This window comes from Kitasatospora sp. NPDC057518, from assembly GCF_042802075.1.
Lineage (GTDB): Bacteria > Actinomycetota > Actinomycetes > Streptomycetales > Streptomycetaceae > Kitasatospora.
This window is the reverse complement of the sequence record NZ_JBHVEU010000071.1, coordinates 1-25,921: the sequence shown is the minus strand read 5'-3', so window position 1 is coordinate 25,921 and position 25,921 is coordinate 1. Positions and strand designations below refer to the sequence as shown.

25 protein-coding genes are annotated in these 25,921 nt (G+C 74.5%); 9 read left to right on the top strand and 16 right to left on the bottom strand.

What is annotated here, in order from left to right:
* Nucleotides 1-22: 22 nt before the first annotated feature.
* Nucleotides 23-376, bottom strand: coding sequence for an SHOCT domain-containing protein (locus tag ACFU7Z_RS10330; RefSeq protein ID WP_380777206.1), 354 nt, complete (start codon nt 374-376; stop codon nt 23-25).
* A 152-nt stretch (nt 377-528) separates the two neighbouring features.
* On the opposite strand from ACFU7Z_RS10330, the gene ACFU7Z_RS10325 reads away from it, so the two are divergent.
* On the top strand, nt 529-1,068 hold the full coding sequence (locus ACFU7Z_RS10325; protein ID WP_380777205.1) for a hypothetical protein: 540 nt from the start codon (nt 529-531) through the stop codon (nt 1,066-1,068).
* A gap of 40 nt (nt 1,069-1,108) precedes the next feature.
* Here ACFU7Z_RS10325 and ACFU7Z_RS10320 read toward each other — a convergent pair whose 3' ends face one another.
* The 3 genes from ACFU7Z_RS10320 to ACFU7Z_RS10310 all read right to left on the bottom strand — a co-directional run bounded on the left by ACFU7Z_RS10320 (nt 1,109) and on the right by ACFU7Z_RS10310 (nt 3,891).
* Entirely contained in the window at nt 1,109-1,759 is a 651-nt protein-coding gene (locus tag ACFU7Z_RS10320; RefSeq protein ID WP_074004845.1) for a beta-glucanase, read from the bottom strand.
* A 162-nt stretch (nt 1,760-1,921) separates the two neighbouring features.
* Nucleotides 1,922-2,548: a CBS domain-containing protein gene (locus ACFU7Z_RS10315; protein ID WP_241853098.1), complete on the bottom strand. Its 627-nt coding sequence runs from the start codon at nt 2,546-2,548 to the stop codon at nt 1,922-1,924.
* Between the two features lie 242 nt (nt 2,549-2,790).
* Nucleotides 2,791-3,891: a substrate-binding domain-containing protein gene (locus tag ACFU7Z_RS10310; protein ID WP_380777204.1), complete on the bottom strand. Its 1,101-nt coding sequence runs from the start codon at nt 3,889-3,891 to the stop codon at nt 2,791-2,793.
* 60 nt (nt 3,892-3,951) lie between these two features.
* On the opposite strand from ACFU7Z_RS10310, the gene ACFU7Z_RS10305 reads away from it, so the two are divergent.
* Nucleotides 3,952-5,931 carry a hypothetical protein gene (locus tag ACFU7Z_RS10305; RefSeq protein ID WP_380777203.1) on the top strand — a complete coding sequence of 660 codons (1,980 nt, stop codon included), beginning with the start codon at nt 3,952-3,954 and terminating at the stop codon, nt 5,929-5,931.
* A gap of 40 nt (nt 5,932-5,971) precedes the next feature.
* Here the strand turns inward: ACFU7Z_RS10305 and ACFU7Z_RS10300 are convergent, their stop codons facing one another.
* On the bottom strand, nt 5,972-7,171 hold the full coding sequence (locus ACFU7Z_RS10300; RefSeq protein WP_380777202.1) for an FAD-dependent monooxygenase: 1,200 nt from the start codon (nt 7,169-7,171) through the stop codon (nt 5,972-5,974).
* Nucleotides 7,172-7,312: 141 nt separating this feature from the next.
* On the opposite strand from ACFU7Z_RS10300, the gene ACFU7Z_RS10295 reads away from it, so the two are divergent.
* Nucleotides 7,313-8,023, top strand: coding sequence for a TetR/AcrR family transcriptional regulator (locus ACFU7Z_RS10295; RefSeq protein WP_380777201.1), 711 nt, complete (start codon nt 7,313-7,315; stop codon nt 8,021-8,023).
* Between the two features lie 96 nt (nt 8,024-8,119).
* Nucleotides 8,120-8,920 (top strand): HEAT repeat domain-containing protein, encoded by an 801-nt coding sequence (locus ACFU7Z_RS10290; protein WP_375873793.1) that lies wholly within the window; start codon nt 8,120-8,122, stop codon nt 8,918-8,920.
* Nucleotides 8,921-8,980: 60 nt separating this feature from the next.
* On the opposite strand, the gene ACFU7Z_RS10285 is transcribed toward ACFU7Z_RS10290, so the two are convergent.
* Nucleotides 8,981-9,346, bottom strand: a complete 366-nt coding sequence (locus tag ACFU7Z_RS10285; protein WP_049651510.1) for a hypothetical protein — start codon at nt 9,344-9,346, stop codon at nt 8,981-8,983.
* 271 nt (nt 9,347-9,617) lie between these two features.
* On the opposite strand from ACFU7Z_RS10285, the gene ACFU7Z_RS10280 reads away from it, so the two are divergent.
* A complete protein-coding gene (locus ACFU7Z_RS10280; protein WP_049651509.1) occupies nt 9,618-9,887 on the top strand; it encodes a GlsB/YeaQ/YmgE family stress response membrane protein in 270 nt (89 codons plus the stop codon).
* A gap of 52 nt (nt 9,888-9,939) precedes the next feature.
* On the opposite strand, the gene ACFU7Z_RS10275 is transcribed toward ACFU7Z_RS10280, so the two are convergent.
* Nucleotides 9,940-11,841: an amino acid transporter gene (locus tag ACFU7Z_RS10275; protein WP_380777200.1), complete on the bottom strand. Its 1,902-nt coding sequence runs from the start codon at nt 11,839-11,841 to the stop codon at nt 9,940-9,942.
* A 406-nt stretch (nt 11,842-12,247) separates the two neighbouring features.
* On the opposite strand from ACFU7Z_RS10275, the gene ACFU7Z_RS10270 reads away from it, so the two are divergent.
* A complete protein-coding gene (locus ACFU7Z_RS10270) occupies nt 12,248-13,804 on the top strand; it encodes a N,N-dimethylformamidase beta subunit family domain-containing protein (RefSeq protein WP_380777199.1) in 1,557 nt (518 codons plus the stop codon).
* Between the two features lie 10 nt (nt 13,805-13,814).
* Here ACFU7Z_RS10270 and ACFU7Z_RS10265 read toward each other — a convergent pair whose 3' ends face one another.
* A complete protein-coding gene (locus tag ACFU7Z_RS10265; protein ID WP_380777198.1) occupies nt 13,815-14,630 on the bottom strand; it encodes a hypothetical protein in 816 nt (271 codons plus the stop codon).
* A 158-nt stretch (nt 14,631-14,788) separates the two neighbouring features.
* Here ACFU7Z_RS10265 and ACFU7Z_RS10260 point away from each other — a divergent pair, with 158 nt between their 5' ends.
* Together ACFU7Z_RS10260 and ACFU7Z_RS10255 are read left to right on the top strand one after the other, a co-directional pair.
* Nucleotides 14,789-15,523: a polyprenol monophosphomannose synthase gene (locus tag ACFU7Z_RS10260; RefSeq protein WP_049651506.1), complete on the top strand. Its 735-nt coding sequence runs from the start codon at nt 14,789-14,791 to the stop codon at nt 15,521-15,523.
* Nucleotides 15,524-15,664: 141 nt separating this feature from the next.
* Nucleotides 15,665-16,918, top strand: coding sequence for an aromatic acid exporter family protein (locus ACFU7Z_RS10255; RefSeq protein WP_074004852.1), 1,254 nt, complete (start codon nt 15,665-15,667; stop codon nt 16,916-16,918).
* Nucleotides 16,919-16,955: 37 nt separating this feature from the next.
* Here ACFU7Z_RS10255 and ACFU7Z_RS10250 read toward each other — a convergent pair whose 3' ends face one another.
* From ACFU7Z_RS10250 to ACFU7Z_RS10225, 6 genes are all read right to left on the bottom strand, one after another.
* Complete coding sequence (locus ACFU7Z_RS10250) at nt 16,956-17,405, bottom strand: SRPBCC domain-containing protein (RefSeq protein ID WP_049651504.1); 450 nt, start codon at nt 17,403-17,405, stop codon at nt 16,956-16,958.
* A 4-nt stretch (nt 17,406-17,409) separates the two neighbouring features.
* Nucleotides 17,410-17,883, bottom strand: coding sequence for a VOC family protein (locus ACFU7Z_RS10245; protein WP_380737195.1), 474 nt, complete (start codon nt 17,881-17,883; stop codon nt 17,410-17,412).
* A gap of 85 nt (nt 17,884-17,968) precedes the next feature.
* Nucleotides 17,969-19,972 (bottom strand): phosphocholine-specific phospholipase C, encoded by a 2,004-nt coding sequence (locus ACFU7Z_RS10240; protein WP_380737197.1) that lies wholly within the window; start codon nt 19,970-19,972, stop codon nt 17,969-17,971.
* 44 nt (nt 19,973-20,016) lie between these two features.
* On the bottom strand, nt 20,017-21,453 hold the full coding sequence (locus ACFU7Z_RS10235) for an endonuclease/exonuclease/phosphatase family protein (RefSeq protein ID WP_380737199.1): 1,437 nt from the start codon (nt 21,451-21,453) through the stop codon (nt 20,017-20,019).
* Nucleotides 21,454-21,816: 363 nt separating this feature from the next.
* Complete coding sequence (locus tag ACFU7Z_RS10230; protein ID WP_049651499.1) at nt 21,817-22,083, bottom strand: metal-sensitive transcriptional regulator; 267 nt, start codon at nt 22,081-22,083, stop codon at nt 21,817-21,819.
* Between the two features lie 107 nt (nt 22,084-22,190).
* Nucleotides 22,191-22,538 (bottom strand): PRC-barrel domain-containing protein, encoded by a 348-nt coding sequence (locus tag ACFU7Z_RS10225; protein ID WP_049651501.1) that lies wholly within the window; start codon nt 22,536-22,538, stop codon nt 22,191-22,193.
* A 254-nt stretch (nt 22,539-22,792) separates the two neighbouring features.
* Between ACFU7Z_RS10225 and ACFU7Z_RS10220 the strand changes: the two genes are divergently transcribed.
* Nucleotides 22,793-23,608 carry an SAM-dependent methyltransferase gene (locus tag ACFU7Z_RS10220; RefSeq protein ID WP_380777207.1) on the top strand — a complete coding sequence of 272 codons (816 nt, stop codon included), beginning with the start codon at nt 22,793-22,795 and terminating at the stop codon, nt 23,606-23,608.
* A 39-nt stretch (nt 23,609-23,647) separates the two neighbouring features.
* Here the strand turns inward: ACFU7Z_RS10220 and ACFU7Z_RS10215 are convergent, their stop codons facing one another.
* Together ACFU7Z_RS10215 and ACFU7Z_RS10210 are read right to left on the bottom strand one after the other, a co-directional pair.
* Entirely contained in the window at nt 23,648-24,325 is a 678-nt protein-coding gene (locus ACFU7Z_RS10215) for a response regulator transcription factor (protein ID WP_049651497.1), read from the bottom strand.
* Nucleotides 24,322-25,701 carry a sensor histidine kinase gene (locus ACFU7Z_RS10210; RefSeq protein ID WP_380777197.1) on the bottom strand — a complete coding sequence of 460 codons (1,380 nt, stop codon included), beginning with the start codon at nt 25,699-25,701 and terminating at the stop codon, nt 24,322-24,324. The genes ACFU7Z_RS10215 and ACFU7Z_RS10210 overlap by 4 nt, the downstream gene beginning before the upstream one ends.
* Between the last annotated feature and the right edge of the window lie 220 nt (nt 25,702-25,921).

Genomic DNA, 25,921 nt, shown 5'->3' with positions numbered 1-25,921 from the left:
GGCCCGGTCCGCCCCCCTGGGCTCAGTCGCCTCCCGGCCCGTTCGCCGAACGCAGCGTGTCCAGTCGGTGCCGGTACTCCTCCGCGTCGATCTCACCCCGCGCGAACCGCTCCGCGAGCAACTGCTCCGGGGACACCCCCTGACCCCCGTGGCCCCCTTGCCCCACCGGGCCCCAGCCGTGCGGACCGCCCACCCCGGCTCCTCCGGCGCCGGGTGCCGCCCGCCCGGGCGGGATCGGCTGCCGCGAGCGCGCTACGTAGCGGAACAGGGCCACGGTGAGCAGGACGACGATCACCAGGAACATCAGCGTCCCGAACGCCATCAGCCCCATGCCCCAGCCACCCACGTAGTGGCCTTGCCCGTGCCAGTACCTCATCAGGACCTCCTCCTCCGGCCCCGTCGGGGCCCGCCGAGGTGAGCAGCGCCTACCACCATCGTGCTCCCGCCGGTGGTGAAAGCGGCGTGAGGGTGGGCTGAGAAAACGTTCCGGCAACCGTTCCCGGGCCCCACCGGGGTAGCGTGCCACTGGTGACCCACCACCCGCCGCCCGCGTTCCACCCCCAGCGGCCCACGGCTCACCAGCCGCCCATGGCCTTCCACCCGCCGGAGGACGACCGCTCCCCCGAGCAGCTCGTCGCCGCCGGGGTGCTGCGGCGCCACCCGGACCCGCGCCCCCACCCGGCGCTCGGCCACTCCCCGATCGGCTACGTCGCCACCACGCTCTGGGCCGAGCTCACGGCCCTCGCCATCGCGCCGGCGGCCGCCGAGGCCACCGCCACCGCACTGCTGCGCGCGATCGCCGACCACGCCGTGGACGCGGCGCTCGCCCCGGGCAACGAGCGCGCCCCGCGCGACGACCTGTACGTGGCCGACCCGGCCCACATCGGCCCGTACCGCCGGGCGATCTGGTTCCAGCGTTCCAACCCGCACGGCCCACACGCCCCAGCCGACCCGCACAACCCGTACGGCTCGCAGGGCCCCCGCGGCCTGCTCACCCCCGTCGACGCACGCGGCGGGTACGCCCCCCGCGGCCCGATCACCGCCTCCTTCGCGCCCCACGAACCGTAGCCCCGGGCGCCCCTGCCCGCCCTCGCCCTCCCCGCTTCCCTCAGCGCTCGACCTGGAGGCTGTGGCACACCCAGCTCAGCCGGTCCGGCCCGCCGTACGGCGGCCGGTCGTGATACGTCCCGTCCGCCACCGACATGTTGACGATCAGGTACGCGTGCCACGCGGCCCCGACCCCGTGCAGGTCCGCGTAGACCAGCTCGTCCTCCACGTACCAGTCCACCGAGTTCGCGCCGAGCACCACCCGCAGGCCGAAGGTGGCCCCCGGCCCGATCCCGGCGCTCGCACCGTGCCAGTACCGGAAGCCGCCGCGGACGTGGTTGGAGATCTCCAGCAGGTCCGGGTTGTCGGGGTGGTACTCGAAGACGTCCACCTCGTTGCCGCCGTCCCGCCAGGTCCAGATCGCCGGCCAGGCACCGAGCTCGACGGGCAGTGTCACGCTCGCCGACAGCACGTCCCCGGCGCGGAGCTGGAAGCCGTCGGGACTGCCCTCGGTGGTCAGCAGACTGCAGCTCCACAGCCCGCCACTGTGCCGCCTGACCGCCGTGAACTGCCCGTCGGGGCAGTAGTCGCGGCTGAGGTAGTCGAGTTTGTGGTCGCTCCGGTTGGTCGGCCCCATCCGGGGATAGGCGCTGCTGCGCCCGGCGATCCACTGCCTGGTCGAAGTGAAGTCCGCGTCGAACACGACTGCCACGGCCGCCTCCCCGGAGCGCTGGCGTCCCGGCAGTCCGCACCGCCAGGCACACAGGGTGAGTTACCCGATACCCTCCGCAGTATGCGAAGTGGATCGTTCGGGTCCGGGACGAACGTGCGATTCGGGACCGGTACGGCCGGTCAGGGGTCGGCGCCGAGCAGGTCAGCCGACCGGAGCCGCGCCTCCGGCCCCGAGCCGGTCGGTCACCGAGACCACCCCGTCCACCGAGCGGCACAGGTTGAGCACGATCGGCACCAGGTGCTGCTCGGGCACGGTGCCGCTGAGCACCACCCGCCCCTGGGTGACCTCCACCCCGATCTCCGCCGGGCTGACCCCGTCGATCCGGCCGAGCACCTCCTCGACGATCTCCCGCCGGATCACCATGTCCTCGCGCAGGAAGACCCGCAGCAGGTCGCCGCGGCTGACCATGCCGACGACCCGCCCCTCCTCGTCCAGCACCGGCAGCCGCTTCAGGCCGTGCCGGCTCATCAGCCGGGCCGCCGCGACCACGCTGGTGCCGGGCGTGGTGCAGACCGGCTGCGCCGTCATCAGGTCGGCCGCGGTCACCTCGCCGTCCGGGCCCGCCTGCGCCGACTCGGGCGCGGGCAGCAGGCTGGCCGGGTCCTCCTGCGCGGCCAGGGTGCGCAGCAGGTCGGCTTCCGAGACCACGCCGAGCGGTCGCCCTTCCGGGTCCACCACCGGTACGCCGGTGATGTCGTACTCGCTCAGCAGCGTCACGATCTCCCGGAATCCGGTCTCGGGCGAGACCAGGACCACGGGGCTGGTCATCACGGATTCGACGGTGGCATGACGCACGCCGGTTCACCTCGTCCAACGATGCTGGTCCGACCGGACGCGGATCGTCCCGGCCGGTACCGGCAGCATCGCCCGTAACGGCCGCGACCGCCAGGGGCCAAGGGGCCGAACGGGCGGGACCTTGGGCCCCGACCTGCTGACACGGCCCCGACACCACGCCCCGACCAAGCCCCGGCACCACGTCCCCGGCCGGGGCAGCCGCGGGAACGACGCCGTCAGGCGTGCGTGGTCGCCCCGCAGACGAAGACGGGCACCCGCAGGAACCCGTGGCTCCGGACGGCCGCCGCGGCCGCCGGGGAGGTGCAGAACCAGCCGTTCCGACCGAACACGGCCCGCAGCGCCCGTCCCTGCGCGTCGGCACTCGTCCAGTCGCCGTCCCGCACCCCGAGGTAGAGGGTCCGGCCGTGCCAGGTCGTCAGGAAGGCCGGGTTGGTCCCGCCGTCGACCGTGGGCGCCGTTCCGTCCAGGGACTGCGGCACGAGCACTCCCGGGTCGTCGCCCGGCTTCCGGTGACCGCCGGTGACCTGTCCGACCCAGCGGCCGACCGAGTACGGGACGATCGCGTTCGGGTCGTGCAGGACCGCGTCCTCCCCCTGGTCCTCGGCGACGCCGGAGGTCACGCACGGGCCCGCGTAGAAGGTGCCCGGATCGCCGTTCGGGGAGGCGGCGGCCGCGAAGGCGGTCATCTCGTCGGAGAGGTAGGACGATCGAAGCGTGGCGGGGTCCGAGACGTGGACACCGGGTACCACGGGCCTGATCGTCGCGTCCGGAAGGCTCGGGTCGATCTGCCGCCAGTTGGTGATGTCGCAGGAGTAGATCCACCGCAGATCGGCGGTCGTCAGGTTCTTCGGTGCGTTGCCGCCCGCCGGGGCCGCCCAGGTCACCGCGTCCCTCACGAGCGGGACGAAGTCGATCGAGGTCGGGTCGCCCTGCTGTGGCGGCCTGCTCAGCCTGGCGAAGTCGACCGTTCCACTGCTGTTGAACACCAGGGCGTTGAGGGCGCTCCGGGTGTTGGTCGGCCGGAAGATCTCGTAGGCCCCGGTCTTGGGCGTGATCCTGCTGGTTCCCCGGGCGTCCCAGCTGTAGAGCCGGGGCGAGGTGGTGTCCCCGGCCGCCGCGAGCGAGGCGTTGTAGTCCGCCGCGAGCTGGTTGAAGAGCGCGTCGGCGGCCGGGGCGCCCACGCCGACCAGGTCGGCGGCGGCCAGCGCCGCTGGTCGGCACCGGGCGGGCCGCCATCGCTCGCCGGACGTTCTTCCAGCGGTGGCGCGCCGCACGTCCGTCATATGCCCGCCGATCACCCCGGACGGCGCAACCATCACATGATCGACTCGTTGGACCGTCCACCACGACAGCGGTTCGGCTCCCGGGAGGGCCCCTTGGCAGTACGGACGGTGAGCACGGCCGCGCTGCGCCGGGATGTCGCGGCGCGCCCGGTGGCCCTGGCGGAGGCCTCGCTGGTGCGCCACTACCGACGGCTGGTCCGGCTCGCGTACCTGGCGCTGCCGGCCGACCGCGACCGGCACACCCGGGTGCTCGCCGCCCACTGCGCCGTCCAGCGCGCCCTGCCCACCCGCTGGGCCCGCACGGACCGAACCGCCGTCCGACCGTCCGCGCCCGGGCCCGGGCCCTCCGACGCTCCGGCAGGCGCGGACGCCCCGGACGACCCGGACTACGCCGCGCTGCGCCTGCGGGTGCTGCGCGCCGCGCTCCGGCCCCGCCCGGCCGCCCGTCTCCTCACGCCCCGGGTCTGGGGCCTGCGGCTGTTCACCCCGCACGGCGGCGAGGGGGACGCGGAACTCGACCACGCGCTCTCCGCGCTCTCCGCCCCGGCCAGGGCGGCCTTCGCCCTGCGGACGGTCGAGGGGCTGGGCGTCGAACGGGCCGCCGAGGTGCTGCGGCAGGCCGGAGTGGCGCACCCGGCGGTGGCGGTGGCCGTGGCCGGGCAGGTGCCGTCCGGTCCGGATCCGCTGCCGCCCGCCTTCGACCCCTGCGCCGTCCGGGTGCAGCCCACCGACCTGCTGCGCCGGCGCCGTACGCTGACGGCCGCGCTCGCGGTCGGCGTGCTCGGCCTCACCACCACGGCGGGCGTGCTGGGCGGTTCGCACCCGGCGGCGCCCGGCCGTCCGACGACGCTGCCGCTCGCGGGCGCCGACCCCGACCCGTCCCACCTGGTCCGGGTCGCCCCCGACGCCTGGCAGCACACCAGCCGGGTCGACTTCACCGCCTGGCCCGCCCGTGGCGAGCGGCGCGAGGACGGCGCGCTGCTCGGCCGCGCCCTGGCCGCCTGGGCCCGGCCCGGCAGCCGGCCCCACGCCGAGCCGGGTACGGACGCCGGCCCGCCCGCCGCACCCGGGCCGCACCTGCTGTTCGCCGGGACGGTGGACGGCACCGGTGTGGTGGTGTTCTCCGACGGCGAGCGGATCGCCCGCTACACCGACAGCCAGAACGGTCAGGGCGGTCGGGACAGCGGAGACCTGGACCTCGCCCGGGCCGACGACGCGGACCCGACCACAGCGGGCGCGGTGGTCCTGCGCCGTCAGGGCGCCACCGTCCGGTACCTGCTGGCTCCCTGGGTGGACTCCGCCGAGACCCGCCGGATCGACCGGCCCGACACCCCCGCCCGCCCGTTGGACCACCCCGACGGCCTCACCTCCCCGGCCCCGGCCGGCGGGCCCGCCGACTGCCAGGGCGCCACCCTGCTCCAGCTGCACTCGTCCCCCGTGGTCGCCGAGAAGGCCGAGAGGTCCGCCTTCCTGCTGGCCGACCTGGGCGGCCTGATCCCCGCACACCTCACCTACGCCCCGCCACCGGAGCGCCCCCTACCGGACGGCTCACCACCCGACCGCGCCCAGACCGACCGCGAACCGCGCGAGGCGACCGCCCAGGACGCGCTGCTGGCCTGGTCCCGGGCCGGCTGCGCCGTTCCGGACGGCACACCGGGCGTCAAACAGCTGAACCTCTGGGCCTTCGCCGTCCAACCGCTGCCGCAGAACGCGGGCTCGGCCTCCTGGGTCTGCCTGCGCGCCGACCGCTGGGACGGTGCGGGCAGTGCGGCCACCGCCGTCGTCCTGCCGGGCGCCCGCGGCGCGCAGCGCACCGGTGGCGGATCGGGCCGGGCCTGCGGCCGCTTCGAGCGGGACGCCGTGGCCTGGACCTGGTGGCGTTCCCCGCACGGGACGGAGTTCGTGCTCGCGGCGGGCAGCCGCCGGGTCACCCGGCTCACCGTCAAGGGTTCGGGCTGGTCCGCCGACCGGCCCGCGCCGGACCGCACCCTGGCCGTCGAACGCCCCGCCCGCGCGGCCGTCCAGGTGGAGGCGCTGCTCGACAACGGCGCCCGGATCGACCCACCGCACTGAGCCCCGCGCCCCATCCCCCTTCCACCCCGAGCGCTCCCGCTCAGGCCGCGGCCCGCGGCCGACGGGACAGCTCCCGCTCATAGTCGGGCAGTTCGACGCTGCTGACCTGCTTGCCCAGCTCCAGCATCTTCTCCAGCGCCCAGCGCCGGTTGAGCAACGCGTTGCGGAACCGCAGCCCGGTGGCCGTACGCGGCGCGAGAAACGGACCGGTGCGGTCGCCGCCCTTCTGGCAGCCCTGCGCGTAGCCGCGCAGGAGGTGCTCGTACCGCGCGAAGGCGGCCCGGTGGTCGCCGCGGGCGCGGGCCAGCTCGCCCGCCAGGACGTACGCCGCCACCACCGCCGTCCCAGTGCCCATGCCGCCGATGGTCGCGCCGCAGGCGGCGTCGCCGATCAGGGCGATCCGACCGGTCGACCAGGCGGGCACGTCGGCGCGGCTGATCGAGTCGAAGTACGGTTCGGGGGCGGCGTCCAGGCTCTCCAGCAGCTGCGGCACCCGCCAGCCGAGGCCCGCGAAGGCGGCCCGGACCAGTTCCTTCTGCCGCGCCGGGTCGTGGCGGTCGTAGCGCAGTTCGGGCGAGGCGAAGAGACAGAACGCACCGGCCCGGCTCGGGTCGCGGTGGTCGGCGCCGACGGACATCAGCCGGCCGGGGACGTTGAGGCCGACCCCGCCGACGGGCAGTCCGAGGTTGTTGGGCAGCTGCCAGGTGGCCGCGTAGTAGCCGAGGTGGCGGACGTAGCGCTGCTCGGGGCCGAAGGCGAGCCGGCGGACGGTGGAGTGCAGCCCGTCGGCGCCGATCACCAGGTCGAACTCGCGCGGCGCCCTGTGCCGGAAGGCGACCCGGACCCCGTCCGGGGTCTCCTCCAGCGCCGTGATCGAGTCGCCGAAGACGTACTCGGCGCGGGCGCTGCTGTGCCGGTGGAGCAGCTGGGCCAGCTCCCCGCGCGGGACCTCCAGGTCACCGCCGGCGAACTCGGCTGGCAGGTGCAGCAGTTGGCGCCCGTCGGGGCCGACGAAGGTCATCGGACTGCCGCCGGTGCCGAGCGTGCGCAGCTCCTCCAGGACGCCCATCCGCTCCAGCACGGTCAGGTGGGTGCGGCCGCGGAAGTCGACGTCCTGGCCGCCGTCGCGCAGCGCGGGGGCCAGCTCGACCACGGTCACCTCGAAGCCGTACCGGCCCAGCCAGTGGGCGAGCGCGGGGCCGGCGATGCTCGCGCCCGAGATCAGGACCTTGGTGCTCATGGGAATCCACTCCGTCCGAGGATCGTGAAACTGTGTCTGGCGGACACTGTTTGTTGCTGTGTACGGTAGACACAGTTGAGCGGGAAGGGCAACCCCCCAGGTGGCAAGCCCCGAACGGAACCCCCAGAACGGGAGCGGATGATGGCCGAGGCGGCGAACGACACGGTGCGGCTGCTCTGGGGCCCGGCCCCCAAACCCACCCGCGGGCCGAAGCCGGCCCTCAGCCTGGAGCGGATCGCCGCGGCCGGGGTCGAGCTCGCCGACGCGGAGGGGCTCGGCGCGGTCTCCATGCAGAAGGTGGCCGGGCTGCTCGACTTCACCAAGATGTCGCTCTACCGCTACGTCCCCGGCAAGGCCGAACTCGTCGCCCTGATGGTCGAGTCGGCCGTCGAAGCGCCCCCGGACGCACCGGAGGGTGCCGACTGGCGGGAGCAACTCACCGCCTGGGCCCACCACTTGGCCGAGTCCTTCGCCAGGCACCCGTGGCTGCTGGACGCCACCGTCGGCGCGCGGGCGCTCGGTCCGAGGGAACTCGCCTGGCTGGAGCGGGTGGTGGCGGCGCTCGACGGCCACGGGCTGACCGGCCCCGAACGGATGGACGCCGCCGTCCTGCTCACCGGGCACGTGCGCGGAATCGCCGCGCAGTCCCGCGCCGCCGGCCCCGCCGACACCCCCGAGGCCGAACTCCTCGCCGCCCTCGGCACCGTGGTCCAGGAGAACGCCGACCGCTTCCCGGCGGTCGCCGCCGCCATGGCCGACCCCGACGGCCGCGACCAGGCGCTGGAGTTCGGCCTGGAGCGCATCCTGGACGGGCTGGCCGCCCTGATCGACCGCCGCACGACCGGCGCCTGACCCGCGGCAGCGCCCCGGAACGCCCGGTGGCGAGGAACCGGAGGCCCGGGAAAACCGCTCGGCCGGCCACCCGGCCGCTCGCTAGGATCGCGCCCCATGGCGATGTTCGTGCACCTGACCGCCGCGGCGAACGCGCCGCGGATCCGCCGCGCCGGGATCCGCGCCGACAGCCGGGGCCAGGGCGGCGCACGCGGGGTGTACTGCTTCCCCGTGCTGCCCTCGTACACGCTGACCCACCAGTGGCTGCGCGAGCTGGCCCGGTTCGGCCCCAAGGGCGCACTGGTCGCGGTGCACCTCCGACTGGACGACGGGCAGGAGGTCCTGACCGGGCACTACCGCGACCGCGCCCAGGACGCCCAGCGGCCGGTGCGGGCCGCCGAGGCGGTCCGGCGGATCGGCGCCCTGCCCGACCCGCGCGGCTGGGAGGTGTTCCTGCCGCGCGCGGTGGGCGCCCGCGAGGTGCACCGGGTCCGCGCCGTGCCGCAGGCCACCGGCTGGCGCTACGTCCCGGACGCCCACGGCACCCGGCCCTGCACCTGTTTCGGCTGCCGTATCCGCGGCGAGTACGGCAGCCGCCGGCTGCGCGAGCGCCACCCGCACCCGCTGGACGGCCCGCCGCCGCCCGTCCCGGTGCTGCTGGCCCGGATCGCGGCGGCCGGCGAACCCGGCGACCCGTACGAACTGCGCACCGCCCTGCACTGGTTCGGGCTGCGCCGCCGCGGCCCGGTGGACCTGCTCGCCCGACTGGCCGACCACCCGCACCCGGGCGTGCGGACGGACCTGGTCTGGGCCGTCGGCGGCTGGTCGACCCCGGGCGTCGCCGAGCTGCTGGACGGCCTGGCGGACGATCCGGACCCGCTGGTCCGCGGGGCCGTCGAGGCGGTCAGGGAGAGCTGAGCCCCGACCGGCGGCCCGCCCCGGACGGGCAGCAGCACTCCGCCGGCCGGTGCACCGCCGTCAGGAGACGCGCTTGAGCTGCCAGGAGTTCTTCTCCAGGCTCGGCACCGCCGAGTAGTTGCAGCCGGAGCCGTAGTAGGTGCTGACGATCGTCCAGCCGGCCGGCGGCCAGGTGGAGGCGCAGGCGTTGACCACGGTGCCGACCGGGTAGCCGGTGAGCTGCATGATCTTCTTGGTGTTCGGGGTGAAACCGGAGCCGCAGCCCGCGCTGTTCCACCACTGGACGTCCACGAAGCCGCCCGGCGTCAGCGAGGAGGAGCAGCTGGTGCTGGTGTCACCGGGCGCGGCCTGGGCCGTCCCCATGGTCAGGGTCAGCGCGGCGGCGGTACAGCCCAGGGTCAGGACGGCGGAACGAAGGCGTATCACGGGGCGGCTCCTCTCGGTGACGCGGCGCGTCCGCGTCCCGCCCATTCCTATCCGTGCGGAGCCGATGACGGACAGCGACTTTCCGGCCCGACCTGCGGCGCGTTCTCGCCCATTCCCCGCCGGGAGCGCTCCACCGGCACGCGGCTGACCTGCGCACTCTCCCGTCGACATGCCCGTTCGCCGGATCCGGGTGATCATGGGACGAACCGCGTCATCGGCGATTCGGCGCACCGGGCCGTCGGCCCCGGGAGCGCCCGGAAGGTGGACTGCGATGTTCCAGCTCCTGTGGATTCTGCTCATCGGCTTCGTGCTGGGCGTGCTCGCCAAACTGATCCTGCGTGGACCGCAGTCGATCCCCTGGTGGCTGACCATGCTGCTCGGCGCGGCCGGGGCCTGGCTCGGCAACGCCGTCTCCGGCTGGATCGGCGTCCGCCACACCTCGGGCATCGACTGGATCCGGCACATCCTGCAACTGGCCTTCGCCGTCGCCCTGGTGGCCTTCGTCGCGCCCGCGTGGACGAAGTCCCACCAGAACCGCTGACCGGCCGACCCCCGGCACCCGGCCCGGCCGACCAGCCGGCCGGGCCGCCCGCTCAGCCCACGTGGACGGCCGGCCGGCGGGACCGGTCCGGTTCGGCCTCGCGCAGCACCTCGCGCGTGACGGGGGCGATCTCGCCCTGTCCGAACAGGAAGAACCGCAGGAACTGGGCGAAGGGGTTGCCCTCGGTCCACTCGAAGTAGATGTGCGGCTGCTGCCCGGTGAGGTCGCGCACCTGGAGCAGCAGCGCGGCCAGCGCGTTGGGCACGCTGGAGCTCTCCAGCGCCAGCACCCGGTAGCGGTCGTGCAGCACCTCGCCGCGGACCGTCAGCACGGCCTCGAAGTCGGACGGGTCGAGCACGGTGACCTCGACGAACACCAGGTCGTCCTCGGCCGGGATGTCGTTGTCCCGCCGGATCTGGTGGATCTTGTCGCGGTACTCGGCGAGGTCCCGGCTGTTCGGCTCGTTGGCGATCAGCCGCAGCGGGCGGTGGGTGTAGTCCCGGACGAACCGGTCCGCGACGTCGTCCAGCACCACGTCGGTGACGCGCAGTTCGAAGGCCCGCTTGAGCCGGGACAGGAACGAGAGCAGCATGATGCCCGCGATGAAGCAGGCGCCGATCTTGACCCCGTCCGGCCGCTCGGCGATGTTCACCGCCGTGGTGTAGAGGAACACCCCCGCGATCACCGCGAAGCCGGTGCGCCAACGGCGCTGCCCGGCCTTGTGGGCGGCGATGGTCACCGCGATGGCGGCGGAGCTGATCAGCACCAGCACGCCGGTGGCGTAGGCGCCGCCCTGGGCGTCCACGTTGGCGTCGAAGATCCAGGTGACCAGGAAGGCGATCAAGGTGAGCACGATGACGGTCGGCCGCACCGCGCGGGCCCAGTGCGGGGCCATGCCGTAGCGGGGCAGGTAGCGCGGCATCAGGTTGAGCAGCCCGGCCATCGCGGAGGCCCCGGCGAACCAGAGGATGGCGATCGTGGACAGGTCGTAGACGCTGCCGAAGGTGCTGCCCAGGTACTCGTGGGCGAGGTAGGCGAGCGCCCGCCCGTTGGCCTGGCCGCCGGCCTTGAACTGGTCGGCCGGGATGAGCAGCGTGGTGATGAAGCTGGTGGCGATCAGGAACACGCTCATGATCGCGGCGGCGGTGGTCAGCAGTTTGCGGGCGCCGCGGATCCGGCCGGTGGGCTTCTCCTCGGTGTCGTCCGGGTCGCCCTCGATGTGCGGCATCACGGCGACGCCGGTCTCGAAGCCGGACAGGCCGAGCGCCAGCTTCGGGAAGACGATCAGCGCGACGCCGATCATCGCGATCGCGTTGCCGTGCTCCACGGTCAGCGCGTGCGTCCAGTCGCTGAACACGTGCGGGGCCTTGAGCACGTGCCACAGCCCGTTGGCGACCACCACGACGTTCAGCGAGAGGTACACCGCGACCAGCACCACCGCCAGGCCGATCGCCTCGCTGAAGCCCTTGAGGAAGACGGCACCGAGCAGCGCGATCATGATCAGGGTCAGCATCACCTGCTTGCCGGTCAGGGCGCTGTGCAGGTGCGGGTTCTCCACCAGGTGGGCGCTGGCGTCGGCGGCGGACAGGGTGATGGTGATCATGAAGTCGGTGGCCGCGAAGCCCAGCAGGGTGAGGACGAAGAGCTTGCCCTGCCAGAAGGAGAGCAGCCGTTCCAGCATCGCGATCGAGCCCTGGCCGTGCGGGCTCTCCTGGGCGACCCTCCGGTAGACGGGCAGCGCGCCGAGCAGGGTGACGACCACCAGCACGATGGTCGCCAGCGGCGAGACCAGTCCGGCCGCGAGCGCGGCGATGCCGGGCTGGTAGCCGAGCGTGGAGAAGTAGTCCAGGCCGGTCAGGCACATGACCCGCCACCAGCGCTGGCCCTTCTCGTGCGGCGCCTCGGCGTGCGGGCCGGGGTGCTGTTTGGCCAGGTCGGCCAGGCCTTCCAGCATCCACTCCCGGAACCGCCCGCGCCGGGTGACCGGCCCCGCCCCTGCTTCGGCCGACCCCGACGACACCACGGGCACCCCTGTCCACGACTCGGCCGGCCTCGTACGGCTCCGGACCCCCTGTGGCCGCCGGACGGCGGGCCTGGTCAGGCTAGGGGACCGGCCCGCCGGGGCCGGTCAACCGCGCGGGCCGACACGCCCGGGTGCGCCCGTACGGCCCTCCCCGGTGGCGGGCCGTCCCGAGACGGGTGCGGCCGCGCCCGGTCCGGTGTGCCAGGCTGCACGGACCTCGCGGAACACGCGAGGATGTCCGCGCGCACCGACGCACCGGGCCGGCGCCGCACAGCGCGCCACCGGCCGGGCCGGCGCGCCCACGGACCGGGCAGGGACAGGAAAAACGGAGGAAGCGGTGGCGGAGCCGAGTCGGCGGAGGATCCTGGGCCTGGGCCTGATGGCGGCCGCCGTCACTTCCTGCGGCCCCCGCCGCCCGGATGCGGCCCCCGCCGCGCACCCGTCCGCCGGGGCCGCGGGCGCGCCGGCCGCCGACGGCCACACCGGCCCGACGAGCGAGCGCTCCCGCCCCGGCAACGCCGACTGGGAGATCACCGACCCCGGCCCGGACGGCGCCATCGAGGGCTTCGCCGACCGGGTCAGCGTCCTGCCCGGCGAACCCTTCGGCCTGCACGTCTCCACCCCCGCCGCCGCGTTCACCGTCTCCGCCTACCGGATGGGCTGGTACGACGGCGCCCGCGCCCGGCTGGTCTGGCGCCGCGAGCACGTCCCCGGCGGCAAGCAGGCCGCGCCGCACGTGGACCCGGCGACCCGCACCGTCCTGACCGGCTGGCAGCGCACCCTCACGGTGGACACCACCGGCTGGCCCGAGGGCGCCTACCTGCTGCGGCTGGACGCCGAGGACGGCTCCGGGCAGCGCTACGTCCCGCTCACCGTCCGCTCGGCGAGCACCGCGGGCCGGACCGTGGTGATGAGCGCCCCGGCGACCTGGCAGGCCTACAACGAGTGGGGCGGCTACAGCCTCTACAACGGCCCGACCGGCGGCCTGGCCACCCGCTCGCTGAAGGTCGTCTTCGACCGGCCGTACGACTACGACCACGGCGCCGGGCTGTTCCTGGTCTACGAGGCGCCGCTGGTCGCCCTCGCCGAACGGCTCGGCCTGCCGCTCGCCTACACCACCGGCGTCGACGTGGCCCGCGAACCCGGCCTGCTGACCGGGGCGAGCGCCGTCCTGTCGCTCGGCCACGACGAGTACTGGTCGCCCGAGCAGCGGGCCAACGTGGTCGCCGCCCGCGACGCCGGGACCAACCTGGCGGTCCTGGGCGCCAACTGCTGCTACCGCCGGATCCGCTTCGAGCCGTCCGACCTCGGGCCGGACCGCACGGTGGTCTGCTACAAGGACGCCTGGGCGCAGGACCCGGGCCACCAGGAGGGCGCCCCGGCGACCACCGACTTCCGGACCGGACCGGGCGCCGACCCGGAGAGCTCGATGCTCGGCGTCATCTACGACGGCTACCCGGTGGACGCCCCGTACGTGGTCACCTCCCCCGAGCACTGGGCGTACGAGAGGACGGGCGTCGCGGCGGGGGCCTCCTTCCCGCACCTGGTCGGAGTGGAGTACGACCGGGTGCACACCGGCTTCCCCACCCCGCGCCCGATCGAGGTGATCGCCCACTCCCCCGTGGTGTGCGACGGCCGGCGCTCCCACTCCGACACCGCCTACTACACCGTGCCGAGCGGGGCCGGGGTGTTCGCCACCGGGACGATGCGCTGGGTCGAGGCGCTGGAGGCCCGCGGCCCCGGCGGCGGCCGGGCCGACCACGGCATCGACTCGCACGCCGGGGACCTGGTCCGCCAGGTCACCGAGAACGTCCTGCGCGCCTTCGCCGCCGGCCCGGCCGGCCGGACCCGCCCGGCCCAGGACAACCTCGACGCCGTCTACGGCACGGCGTAGCCGCCCCGGCTCAGCCCGCGGACGGCGCGGTGAAGGTCTCCGCGGGGCCGAAGTCCGAGAGGCGTTCCCTCGTCACGACCGGCCGGCCGGCCACCACCGTCGAGTGTTCGACCCGGACCGTCCGGCCGAGCCGGTCGATCCACAGCTGGACGTCCGCCGCGTCCGTGCCCTGGTTCTGCCGTCCGTCCCCGTACGTCGGGTCCGCGCGGCGCAGCTCGGCCGGGGAGAGCCGGGCGGCCAGGTGGAACACCGGCACGCCCGCCTCGGTCTCCATGCCCTTGCGGGCGGCGGGCCCGGCGTCCAGCAGGACCTTGGCGTAGCCGTCCGTGTCCTGCGCACCGGTCCCGGCGCTCGCCGGGGGCTTCTGGTCCGTCGTCCAGCCGGTCCCGCCGTTCTCCTTGTCCCGCCGGTAGACGGCCTGGTCGACGACCACCTTCTCCTCCCAGGCCAGGACGGAGGACCCGCGGACCATCTTGGTCTCCAGGCGGGACCCCTCGGCCGGGGTGTTGTGGTTCGCCCGGCCGGTGACGGTGAGCACGTCCTTCTCGGCGCCCTCGCCCGTCTCGACGGTCATCTCGGAGGTCGCCGCGTACGAATCCCGGGAGCGGTGGGCGACCGCGACCGCGGGGTCGAAGGTCCCGGCCGCGTCGGCGGGCGCCCCGGTGGCCTCCCCCGGTGCCCCGGTGGTGGCGCCGGCGGGCACACCGCCCGCGGACGTCCCGGCAGCGGGCGGCGGCGCGGCGCCGTCGGAGCCGCAGCCGGTGAGCGCGGCCAGCGCGACGACGAGGGCGGTGGCGGGCAGGACAGTGGTGCGACGGATCGTCATGGGAGGTCTCCGGGGCTACTGTTCCGGGCGTTCGCGGCCCGTCACGGTACCGCATCGTGATCGAACGGGCTTCCGACCTCCGGCCGGGGCAGGAGGCGGTCGGAACGCCCGATACACTCGCACGGTCTCATCCGGAGCAGGCACGAGGGAAACAGAACATGGTCGAGGCCTCCCCCAAGGTCGTTGTGGTCGTCCCCACGTACAACGAGCGGGAGAACCTCCCGGTCCTCGCGGGCCTGCTCGCGGAGCTCCCGGTGCCCGACCTGCACCTGCTGGTGGTCGACGACAACTCCCCCGACGGCACCGGCGAGATCGCCGACAAGCTCGCGGCGGACTCCGGCGGCACCGTGGGCGTGCTGCACCGCACCGAGAAGGACGGCCTCGGCCGCGCCTACCTGGCCGGCATGGCCAGGGCCCTGGACGAGGGCGCCGACGTCGTGGTGCAGATGGACGCCGACCTCTCCCACCCGGCCTCGGCGATACCCGCGATGGTCGAGCTGCTGCTCGGCGGCGACACCGCCGTGGTGCTGGGCTCCCGCTACGTCCCCGGCGGCTCCACCGCCGAGGAGTGGCCCTGGCACCGCAAGGCGCTCTCGGCCTGGGCGAACTTCTACGTCAACACGATCCTCAGCCTCGGGGTCAGGGACGCCACCGCCGGGTTCAAGGCCTGGCGGGCGGACACCCTCCGCGCCATCGACCTGCCGACCGTGCGGAGCAACGGCTACTCGTTCCAGGTCGAGATGAACTACCGCGTCGTCAAGCAGGGCATGACGATCCGCGAGGTGCCGATCCGCTTCGAGGAGCGGATCGAGGGCGCCTCGAAGATGAGCATGGGCGTGCAGGTCGAGTCCGCGCTGGCGCCCTGGAAGCTGCGCTTCAACCGCGAGGGCTGACGAGGCACCGACGGGACCGGGCGGAACCGGGCGGGACCGGACGGGACCGGGTACGGCAGGACGCCGGCCCGGTGCGGTCGTACGGGTGCCGGACCGCCGCCGGAGCGGTGTGAACGGCCGTCGCGGGGAAAGAAGGGCGACATGGCCCTTCTCCCGGAGACACTCACGGACCTGGTCCGCCGCGGCGCCCGAGAACCGTTCGTGGTCCAGAGCGTCCGGGCCACCGTCGCGGCCACCATCGCCTTCGCGGTGGCGACGCGGCTGAGCAGCGAGCCCGCTCCGCTGACGGCGCCGCTGACCGCGCTGCTGGTCGTCCAGGTCACCGTCTACTCGACGCTCAAGACCAGCATCCGCCGGGTCAACTCGGTGGTGGTCGGGGTGCTGATCGCGATCGGGTTCAGCGCGGTGGTCGGGCTCTCCTGGTGGAGCCTCGGGCTGATCATCCTGGCCTCGCTGGTCGTCGGCCGGTTCGTCCGGGTCGAGGAGTTCGTCCAGGAGGTCGCGATCAGCGCGATGCTGATCCTGGGCGTGACCAAGCTGGCCTCGCAGGCCTGGGACCGGGTGCTGGAGACCCTCATCGGCGCGGCCGTCGGCCTGCTGTTCAACCTGGTGTTCGCGCCGCCGGTCTGGGTGGACACCGCCGGGGAGTCGATCGAGGACCTGGCCCGGCGGGCCCGCCAGCTGCTGCTCGACATCTCCGAGGAGCTGGGCCGCCCCACCCCGGTGGCCCGGGCCGCCGAGCGGCTGCACGAGGCCCGCCGGCTGGACCAGGCGATCGCCGACGTGGACGCGGCGCTGCGCCAGGCCGAGGACAGCCTGCGGTTCAACCCGCGGATCAGCGAGGGGCTGCTGTCCCGGCTGGTGCTGCGCACCGGGCTGGACACCCTGGAGATCTGCGTCGTCGTGATCCGGGTGCTGGCCCGTTCGCTGACCGACCTGGCCAAGCGGCGCGCGCCCGGCGAACGGCTCTTCCCGCCGGACGTCGCGACGGGGCTGGAGGAGCTGCTGGCGCACGTCGGCGGCGCGATGGTGAGCTACGCGGTGCTGGTGACCACCCAGGTGAGCCGCAGCGCCGAGGAGGCGGAGGAGCGGCTGACCGCCGAGCTGGCGGCGGCCTGGGCCTGCCGGGAGAACGTCGCCCAGGTGCTGCTGCGCAAGGTCCAGGAGCACCCGGAGGCCTGGCAGCTGCACGGTTCGATACTGGCCGAGGTGGACCGCATCCTGGACGAGATGGACCTGGAGCACCGCGGCCGACGGCTGATGGAGGAACTGGACCGGGCCTCGGTGGCGAACCGGGAGCGGTTCTCCCGCTACGCCTGGCTGCGCCGCCTGCTGCGGGGCGAACGGGCCCGCGGCGGCCGGACGTCCGCTGCGGCGGACCGCCCGGCGGCGTAGCGGTGGAACACCCGGCGGTTTGGCGGGCGCCGGGGTCTCAGGGCATCAGCCAGGGTTCCTGCGGCAGCGGGTGGCCGGTCTCCAGGTAGGTCTTGAGGTTGGCGAGCACCGCCGACCAGCCCTGTTCGGCGTCCGCCCGGGCGGCCTCGTCGGCGAGGTCCACGTGGGTGACGGTGAGCCGGGTGAGGTCGTGCCAGCCCTGGAGTTCGAAGGTGACCCGGGAGGGGAAGGCGGCGCGCCCCTCCTGCGGCCCGGCCCAGGTGGTGACCAACAGGTGCGGGCGGTCGACCGCCTCGACGGTGCCGATGACGTCGGCGGTCCCGGAGCCGTCGGTCCGCTGGTGCTCCCAGGGCGCGCCGAGCAGCCAGGTGGAGACGTTGCGGTGGCCCCAGTAGAGGCCGGACTCGTCGGCGTTGGTGAGCGCGTGCCAGACCCGCTCGGGGGTGGCCCGCAGGTAGGTGATGCCGCGGTGGCTGAAGGCGGTCACGGGCTCACCCCTTCGCCGCGTCGAGCAGCGGCTGGATCTCGATCTTCTGCATCCGCAGCATGGCCGCGAAGACGCGGTCCGCCGTGGCCCGGTCCTCGCCCGCGACCAGGTCGAGCAGCACCCGGGGGGTGATCTGCCAGGAGAGGCCGTAGCGGTCCTTGAGCCAGCCGCACGGGCCGGGCTGGCCGCCGTCGGCGGTGAGTTCCGCCCAGAGCCGGTCGACCTCCTGCTGGTCGTCGCACGCCACCTGGAGCGAGATCGCCTCGGTGAAGTGGAACGCCGGGCCGCCGTTGAGGCCCACGTACGCGCGGCCGGCGAGCTCGAACTCGACGGTCATCACCGAGCCCGCCGGGCCGGGGCCGGTCTCGCCGTAGCGGGTGGTCCTGAGGACCCGGGAGTTCGGGAACAGCGTGGTGTAGAAGGCGGCGGCCTCTTCGGCCTGGTCGTCGAACCAGAGGGAGGTGGTGATCTTCTGCATGCGCCCGACGGTAACGGCGGGGTCCGTCGGGGCGGCCGAGCCACGGCCGGGGGTCACCGGATCGGCGCCCCCGGCCGTCGCCGGGTCAGTGCACCCAGCCCGCGAAGCGCCGGACGAAGCGCTGACCGGTGTGGGCGGTCACCACGACGTCGTAGCGGCCCTGCTCGTCCAGCGGCCAGGCCAGGTCGGCCTGCTTGCCGGGCTTGACCCAGACGGTCTGCGCGGTGCCCGCGAAGTCGTTGGGCGCGGCGGTGAAGGCCACGTCGGTCATCCCGTCGTTGACGAGCTGCAGGGTGAGCTTGCGGCTGCCGCGCAGGTCGACTGTGACGATCGGCACGCCGATGTCGTTCTGGCCGTCCTGCCCGTCGCGGACCACGGTGCCGGCGAAGCGCCGGACGAAGCCGTCCGGGCCGTGCACGGTGAAGTCGTAGCGGCCGTCGGTGGTGGCGGCGTCCCAGACGTACCGGGCGGTGGCGCCGGGGGCGACGGTGTACGGGGTGCCGGCGAAGGGGAGCAGGATGTTCGGGTAGACGGTGTACGGGAAGGCCACCGAGCCGTCGTTGCTCATCGTGCAGGTGACCTTGCCGGTCTTCCGGTCCACCTCGACGTCGGCCCACGGCTGGTACGGCAACGGGCGGTGCGGGCGCTCGCCGCGCTCCTGGACGGGCATCGCCTGGGCGCCGACCGCCGGCAGCGCGACGCCGGGCAGCCTGGTGCCCGCGTCGGCCCTGGCCATCAGGGCCTTGGTGTCGGGCAGCACCGGGATCGAGAGCTCGGGGGCGGCGAAGTCGAAGCAGCTGGTGAGGTCGCCGCAGACGGCCCGGCGCCAGGCCGAGATGTTGGGCTCGGCCACCCCGGTGACCAGTTCCATGAAGCGCAGCACCGAGGTGTGGTCGAAGACCTGGGAGTTGACCCAGCCGCCGCGCGACCAGGGCGACACGACCCAGAGCGGCACCCGGTTGCCGAGGCCGATGGCCCGTCCCTGGGTGAACTCCTCGGGGGTGCCGGGCTCCGGGGTGGGCGGGACCATGTGGTCGAAGTAGCCGTCGTTCTCGTCGTACATCACCAGGAAGACGGTGTGCCGCCAGACCTCCGGGTTGGACGTCAGCGACCGCAGGGCCTGGTCGACCCAGTGAGCGCCGTAGGCCGGGCCGGCCTCCGGGTGCTCGGAGAACAGGTACGGCGCGACCAGCCAGGAGACGGTCGGCAGGGTGCCGTCCTTGCAGTGGCGGTCGAAGTCGGCGGGGTCGAACTTCGTCATCGCGTTGACGTAACGCGGGTCGTCGTGCGGGAAGTTGTGGAACTGCTTGAAGTAGGAGAGCGCGTTGTCGTCGTAGTCGCCGGTGCGCTCGTCCTTGCTGGGGTTGTGGTAGACGCGCCAGCTGACGCCGGCCGCTTCCAGGCGCTCGGCGTAGGTGGTCCAGTCGGCGACGGGGTTGTCAGTGACCGGGGTGTTGTCGATCCACGGGCCGGTGGTGCCGTCGCGGCCGGGGCCGGACGTGCCGGTCCACAGGTAGAGCCGGTTGGGGTCGGTCGGGCCGGCCAGCGAGGTGAAGTAGGCGTCGCAGACGGTGAACGCGTCGGCCAGGGCGTACTGGTAGGGGATGTCGTCCCGGGTGAAGTAGCCCATGGTGCGCTCGCCCTTGGCGGCGATCCACTTGTTCATCGCGCCGTTGTTGATGGCCTGGTGGCCGGTGGCCCAGTCGTGCGGCAGGCCGCCGGCGTTCTGCGCGTTGTACTTGGCGGTGTCCATCCGGTACGGCAGCATCACGCCGCCGTCGCTGCGCCGGCCGTCGGGCTGGCGGAAGACGTCGGTGCCGTCCGGGAACTGGAGCGCCTGCTTGTCGCCGAAGCCGCGGACGCCGGCCAGGGTGCCGAAGTAGTGGTCGAAGGAACGGTTCTCCTGCATCAGGACGACGACGTGCCTGACGTCCTTGACGGTGCCGGTCAGCGGGGTGCCGGGCTTGGCACCGGCGGCGGGAGCGGGGGCCGGGGCGGCGGCGGCCTGGGCGGCCGTCAGACCGCTCAGGGCGGTGGCGCCGGCGGCCGCGGTGGCGCCGACGAAGGTGCGGCGGGAGAGCTCGGGCATGACGAACTGGCCTCTCGGAGCTGGGAGTCGGGGAGCCTGGGAGCTCAGAGCTGGAAGGTGGCGACCGCGGCGGCGGTGTCGGAGGGCCACTCGTTGGCGGCGGAGCCGGGCTCGGGCTGCGGCCAGCCGACGGCCAGGGTGTGCGCCTCGACCAGCTTCAGCGGGCCCGCGTACTGGACGTAGTCGGTGCGGTCCTGCGGCTCGGGGCGGTCGCCGCGCCGCTTGCGGGTGGGCGACCAGGTCGCACCGGGGGCCTTGACCGGGTCGCGGTTCTCCTCGCGGAAGGTGTCGGTCAGTCCGGCGCCCTGGAGGGCCACGGTGACCGGCCAGGCGAGCGCGCCGACCCCCTGGTGGGCGGCAGCGGTGGCGGCCGTCCAGTCCCGGTGCGAGGGCGAGGAGAGCGCACCGGCCAGCACCACCGGGGTGCGCCGGGCGATGTCCGCGCGGACGGCGGCGGCCAGCGCCTTGGCCTGCCTCAGCCGCAGCGAGCCGTTCTCGGCGGCCTCCACCTCGGCGGCGGTCCGGCCGTCCTGGACGGCGTACGGGCCGTAGCCCGCCTCGTCCAGGTGGGCGGCCCAGAAGCGGACGGTGCGGCCGCCGGGCAGCCGCAGGGTGGCCGCGGCGGCGGGCAGTTCGGCGGTCGGCGGGGTGACGTCGGTGAGCGGGTGGCGGCTGAGGATGCCGACGCTGCCCGGGCTCTGGTAGGCGTACCAGCCGAGGGCGTCGGCCAGGGTCCTGGCCCGCTCCCCCGCGGTCTCCTGGAGGGCGAGCACGTCCAGGCCCTGGGCGAGGACCACGCGCAGCTGCTTCTCCAGCGCGTCGGTGTGGGCCGAGCCCGCGTCGTGCAGGTTCCAGCTGGCGGCCTTGAGGCGCGGCGGGGCGGCCGGGTCCGCCACCGGGACGAGGACGGTGACGGTGTCGGTGGCACCCGCGCTGTCCTTGACGCCGACGACCACCGGCTCGGGGTTCCGGCCGGGGGTGGCGGGGGCGGTGCCGGTGAGCGTGCCGTCGGCGCCGACCGCGGCCCAGGCCGGGCCGCTCACCTTGCGGTAGGTGGCGGAGCCGGCCGGGTTGCCGGCCGGGCGGGACCAGAGGCCGCCGAGCCGGACCGTCACCGCGGCACCCGGGGCGACGGGCGTGGCGGTGAACGCGTCGACGGCGGCGTGCGGGCGGACGACGGCGGGCTTGGGGCGGAAGGTGAACGGCCCGGTGCGGGCCAGGATGCCGTAGCCGTCCTTGGCGAGCAGGTAGGCGGTGTACGGGCCGCCGGTCAGCGCGGAGGTGTCGAGCTGGACGTCGCCCGAGGTGCCCGCGGTGTACTTCCACAGCAGCGAGCCGCCGTTGCCGGGCTGGCGGTCGCCGTCGTAGATGCCGACCCAGTTCTTGGCGTCGGGGGCGTCGGTGCTCCAGTGGAAGGTGAGCCGGTCGCCTTCGGTGGGGTTGGTGGAGGAACTGAACGTCAGGGCGCTGCCTGCGGCCACGGTTGTCCTGTCCGCCGCCCGGGGCCGGACCGCCGGGGGACGGTTCGCCGGGGCCGGGTTCGGCTGGTCACGGAGACTGGGAGGAGGGGAGCGCACGCAGTTGGCTGTACAACTGCGGGCGGCCCTCATTCACCCGAAGGCCGGCGACCGGCGCGTGAACGACGCATGACGGAGCGTCGGGCGGTACGGGAACTTCGCTGGGCGGGGCCGTCGGCCCGCGGCGCGGGTGTGGTCGCGGGTGCTTCGGCGGGCAGGTTCGCGGATGCTTCCTCCGGTGTTTCCGCCGACATGCCGCGAGGGCCGCGGCGGGAGGATCCGCCGCGGCCCTCGTCGGACCGTACTGTCGAACCGGGTGCCGCCCGGTCAGGCCAGGGCGAGGAAGAGCTTCTCCAGCTCGGCCTCGCTCATCGGCGCGGCGTCCTGGTCGGCGGCGGCCATGCACTGGCGCATGCCGCTCGCGACGATCTTGAACCCCGCCCGGTCGAGCGCGCGCGAGACGGCGGCGAGCTGGGTGACCACGTCCTTGCAGTCCCGGCCCGCCTCGATCATCGCGATCACTCCGGCCAACTGGCCCTGCGCGCGGCGCAGCCGGTTCAGGACCGCGCCGACCGCTTCCTCGTCCACCTGCATGTCGGGGCCGCCTTTCACATCGACTGTCGATGGACAAGTGTACCCGGCGGGGTATTCATTCCCGGCTGGCGAAAGCCGTGCCCGGCGGCCCCCGGGTACGGCTCGGCTCAGCGGCGGGCCAGGCGGCGCTCCCCGCCCGCACCGGTCGCGTACGGCAGCTCGTAGTGTGCGAACACGGCGGGCTCGTCCTCGGCGGGCAGCACGTCGTCGGTGCCGATCGCCGGGGCCTGCTTGACCTGGTTGCGCGGGTAGGCCACCCGGAGGTAGTCCGGCCCGGCCACCGCCCCGTCCAGCGGGACGAAGACCAGGCGGCGCCGGCCGGCGAAACCGACCGTGACCGTGCCGAAGAACGGCTCGTCACTGGCCGTCTCGACGTAGACCGACTCCAGCGACCCGATGCGGTGGCCCTTCTCGTCGACCACGGCGTGGCCGCGCCACTCGCGGATGTCCGCCATCGCGATGCCCACGGGCCTGACCTCCCGTCCCCGGCTGTTCCCCCGCCCGGACCTCCATCCTCCGCCGGGAGCGGCAGGGGCGCGCGGCGAGCCCGGGAGCCCGCCCCACCCGACGAAAAGGGACATACGGGGGTGACCCGACCAACCGGCACCCGGGCCGTGACCTGGGCTTTAGGCTGTCCGCCAACAGGGCCGCGAGTGGATCGTCCGTGGCGCCCGGGGCAGAGGAGACGGCAACCGTGGGATACGAGAACATGTGGGAGTCCGGCGGGGCCGGGATCCCGGCCGACCTGCGGCCCGACGTGCCGCACCCGGCCCGGATGTACGACTACTACCTCGGCGGGAAGGACAACTTCCCCTCCGACCGCGCCGCCGCCGAGAAGGCGCTCGCCGCCAACCCGGAGTTCCGCTCCACCGCCCGCGCCAACCGCGGCTTCCTCACCCGCGCGGTGCGGTGCGTCGCCGCACTCGGCATCGACCAGTTCCTCGACATCGGCACCGGCATCCCCACGGCCGGCAACACCCACGAGATCGCCCAGGCGGCCCGACCGGGCGCGCGGACCGTCTACGTGGACAACGACCCGATCGTGCTCAGCCACGCCCGCGCCCTGATGGCCGGCTCGGGCCCCGGCCACACCACCGTCATCCGGGCCGACCTGCGCGAGCCCGCCGCGCTGCTGGACGCCGTCCGGGCGGCGGACCTGCTCGACTTCTCCCGCCCGGTCGGACTCGTCCTCGCCGCCGTCCTGCACTTCCTGCGGGACGAGGACCGGCCCCACCAGGCCCTCGCCACCCTGCTGGACGCCCTGCCCTCCGGCAGCCACCTGGTCCTCTCGCACGGCACCGCCGACTTCATCCCGGCCGAGATCCGCGACCGGGTCACCGGTGTCTACGACAAGGCCACCGCACCCCTCGTCGGCCGCTCCCGCGAGGCGGTCCGGGCCTTCTTCGACGGCCTCGACCTCCTCGACCCCGGCGTGACCACCGTCCCCCTCTGGCGACCCGACACCACCCCCACCCCCGGCGCCGACCGCGTCAGCATGTACGGCGCCGTGGCCCGCAAGCCCTGAGCCCCGGGGCCGGACCGGCCACCGCCGGCCGGGCGGGCCTCAGTTCGGGCGGCCGGGCGGGACCAGGCCGGTCTGGTAGGCGATGGCGACGAGCTGGGCGCGGTCGCGGGCGTCGAGCTTGGACATCGCCCGGTGGACGTGGGTGCGGACGGTGAAGGGGCTGACGAACATCCGCTCGGCGATCTCCTCGTTGGTGAGGCCGGTGGCGGCCATCGACATCACCTCGCGCTCGCGGGCGGTGAGGACGGACAGCCGCTCGCTCGTGGAGGCGGCGGAGGCCGGCTCGGGCTGGGCCAGGAACTGGTCGATCACGGCCCGGGTGGCGGCGGGCGAGAGCAGTGCCTCGCCCGCCGCGACGGTGCGGACGGCGGCGAGCAGCTCCTTCGGGTCGGCGCCCTTGCCGAGGAACCCGCCGGCGCCCGCGCGCAGCGCCTGGGCCACGTACTCGTCGATCTCGAAGGTGGTGAGGATGAGCACCCGGGTGCCGGACAGCGCCTCGTCACCGCAGATCTCGGCGGTGGCGCCGAGGCCGTCGGTGCCGGGCATCCGGATGTCCATCAGTACGACGTCGGGCCTGGTGGCCCGGGCGAGTTCGACGGCCTCCCGGCCGTCGGCGGCCTCGCCGACCACCTCCATGTCCTCCTCCGCGTCGATCAGCAGCCGGAAGGCGCCGCGCAGCAGGGCCTGGTCGTCGGCGAGCAGTACCCGGATGGTCATGCGTGGTCCCTCTCCTCTCGGACCGCGCCGTCCGCTCGGGCGGCGCCGTCCTGTCCTTCGGCTGGTGTCGGGCGATCGGCTGGTGCCGGGCGATCGGTGCGGGCGGCGCGCGCGGCCCTGGCGGCCCGGGCGACGTCGGCGGCGGTGAGGGCGACCGCGGACTCGGGGCCGTCGTCGCGGGCGCCGGTGCGCAGCGGCAGTTCGGCGGTGACCAGGAAGCCCCCGTCGGACCGCCGGTCGGCAATGAGCCGGCCGCCCACCGCCCCGGCCCGCTCGCGCATGCCGATCAGGCCGAAGCCGCCCTCGCTCGGCGGGTGCTGGGGCAGCGGCACCGCGCGGCGGCGGCCGGTCGCGGTCGGGCGGCCGTTGGCGACGCTGACCGCGACCCGGCTGCCGCTGTAGGCGAGGGTGATCTCGGCGTCGGCGCCGTGGGCGTGCTTGGCCACGTTGGTGAGCGACTCCTGGACGATCCGGAAGGCGGTGAGGTCCACGCCGGGCGACAGCGGGCGGGCCTCGCCCTCGACGGAGAGCCGGATCGGCAGACCGGCCCGCTCGAAGGTGTTGATCAGTTCGGGCAGCCGGTCGAGGCCCGGGGCGGGTTCGAGCGGGGCGCGGTCCTCGGCGCGGCGCAGCAGGCCGACGGTGGCGCGCAGTTCCTGGAGGGCCGAGCCGGTGGCGTCGGTGATGTGGCTGAGCACCTCCCGGGCCTGGACGGGGTGGTTGTCCATGAGGTGGACGGCGATGGCGGCCTGGGCGTTGGCGAGGGCTATGTGGTGGGCGACGACGTCGTGGAGGTCGCGGGCGATCCTGATCCGCTCGTCGGCGACCCGCCGACGGGCCTCCTCCTCGCGGGTGCGCTCGGCGCGTTCGGCGCGCTCCTCGATGGCCGCGAGGTGGGCGCGGCGGTTGCGGATGGAGTCGCCGAGGGCGCCGGGCAGCAGGGCCCAGGCGAGCACGCCGAGCCGTTCGCTGATCGGCCCGCCGGGGCCGAGCAGCAAGGTGATCCCGGTGAGCAGGACGGCGGTGACGACCGAGGCGCGCAGCGCGGTGGCACGGTCGGTGCGGATGGCGAGGAAGTAGAGGGCGAGCAGCAGCGGCGTGGCCACGGTCGGAGTGAGCCGGGGGCTGACCATGGCGAGCGCCATCGTGCAGAGCAGCGTGACGGCGACCACCGCGCGCGGGTAGCGGCGGTGGGCGAGCACGGTGACGGCGGAGAACAGCGCGATGGCGAAGGTGGGCGCGGCGAACGGGGTGAAGTGGCCGCCGTTCTGGTCGATGGTGGCACCGAGGCCGGTGACCGTGATCACGCCCGCGCCGCCTGCCGCGTCGAGCAACCGGGGATGGTCGCGGCGCAGGCGCTGCCAGATGTCGCTCATGCTCGTGCTCTCCGGTCGGGGGACGCTGGCCGCGCCCGCGCCCGGGCATCGCCAGTTCGTGCCGCGCCGCTCCCGGGGGGAGCGGCGGGCGGGGTCGGGGGCTCCGGACGTACGGCGGTCCCCGACAGCAACGGTAACGGTTGGGGTTCGAACCGCTGTCCGAGCCGTACGGGGTCGGGCCGAGGGGGGTCGGGCCGAGGGGCGGTGCCCGGCCCGGGCC

What these genes read in the sequence shown, in the direction of transcription:
- ACFU7Z_RS10220 (WP_380777207.1), top strand. Translation starts at nt 22,793, where the DNA reads ATGTGGGAGTCCGGCGGGGCCGGGATCCCGGCCGACCTGCGGCCCGAC.
- ACFU7Z_RS10230 (WP_049651499.1), bottom strand. Translation starts at nt 22,083, where the DNA reads ATGCAGGTGGACGAGGAAGCGGTCGGCGCGGTCCTGAACCGGCTGCGC.
- ACFU7Z_RS10245 (WP_380737195.1), bottom strand. Translation starts at nt 17,883, where the DNA reads ATGCAGAAGATCACCACCTCCCTCTGGTTCGACGACCAGGCCGAAGAG.
- ACFU7Z_RS10275 (WP_380777200.1), bottom strand. Translation starts at nt 11,841, where the DNA reads ATGCTGGAAGGCCTGGCCGACCTGGCCAAACAGCACCCCGGCCCGCAC.
- ACFU7Z_RS10240 (WP_380737197.1), bottom strand. Translation starts at nt 19,972, where the DNA reads ATGCCCGAGCTCTCCCGCCGCACCTTCGTCGGCGCCACCGCGGCCGCC.
- ACFU7Z_RS10225 (WP_049651501.1), bottom strand. Translation starts at nt 22,538, where the DNA reads ATGGCGGACATCCGCGAGTGGCGCGGCCACGCCGTGGTCGACGAGAAG.
- ACFU7Z_RS10310 (WP_380777204.1), bottom strand. Translation starts at nt 3,891, where the DNA reads ATGGTTGCGCCGTCCGGGGTGATCGGCGGGCATATGACGGACGTGCGG.
- ACFU7Z_RS10210 (WP_380777197.1), bottom strand. Translation starts at nt 25,701, where the DNA reads ATGAGCGACATCTGGCAGCGCCTGCGCCGCGACCATCCCCGGTTGCTC.
- ACFU7Z_RS10330 (WP_380777206.1), bottom strand. Translation starts at nt 376, where the DNA reads ATGAGGTACTGGCACGGGCAAGGCCACTACGTGGGTGGCTGGGGCATG.
- ACFU7Z_RS10215 (WP_049651497.1), bottom strand. Translation starts at nt 24,325, where the DNA reads ATGACCATCCGGGTACTGCTCGCCGACGACCAGGCCCTGCTGCGCGGC.
- ACFU7Z_RS10300 (WP_380777202.1), bottom strand. Translation starts at nt 7,171, where the DNA reads ATGAGCACCAAGGTCCTGATCTCGGGCGCGAGCATCGCCGGCCCCGCG.
- ACFU7Z_RS10265 (WP_380777198.1), bottom strand. Translation starts at nt 14,630, where the DNA reads ATGACGATCCGTCGCACCACTGTCCTGCCCGCCACCGCCCTCGTCGTC.
- ACFU7Z_RS10260 (WP_049651506.1), top strand. Translation starts at nt 14,789, where the DNA reads ATGGTCGAGGCCTCCCCCAAGGTCGTTGTGGTCGTCCCCACGTACAAC.
- ACFU7Z_RS10315 (WP_241853098.1), bottom strand. Translation starts at nt 2,548, where the DNA reads ATGACCAGCCCCGTGGTCCTGGTCTCGCCCGAGACCGGATTCCGGGAG.
- ACFU7Z_RS10295 (WP_380777201.1), top strand. Translation starts at nt 7,313, where the DNA reads ATGGCCGAGGCGGCGAACGACACGGTGCGGCTGCTCTGGGGCCCGGCC.
- ACFU7Z_RS10280 (WP_049651509.1), top strand. Translation starts at nt 9,618, where the DNA reads ATGTTCCAGCTCCTGTGGATTCTGCTCATCGGCTTCGTGCTGGGCGTG.
- ACFU7Z_RS10255 (WP_074004852.1), top strand. Translation starts at nt 15,665, where the DNA reads ATGGCCCTTCTCCCGGAGACACTCACGGACCTGGTCCGCCGCGGCGCC.
- ACFU7Z_RS10290 (WP_375873793.1), top strand. Translation starts at nt 8,120, where the DNA reads ATGGCGATGTTCGTGCACCTGACCGCCGCGGCGAACGCGCCGCGGATC.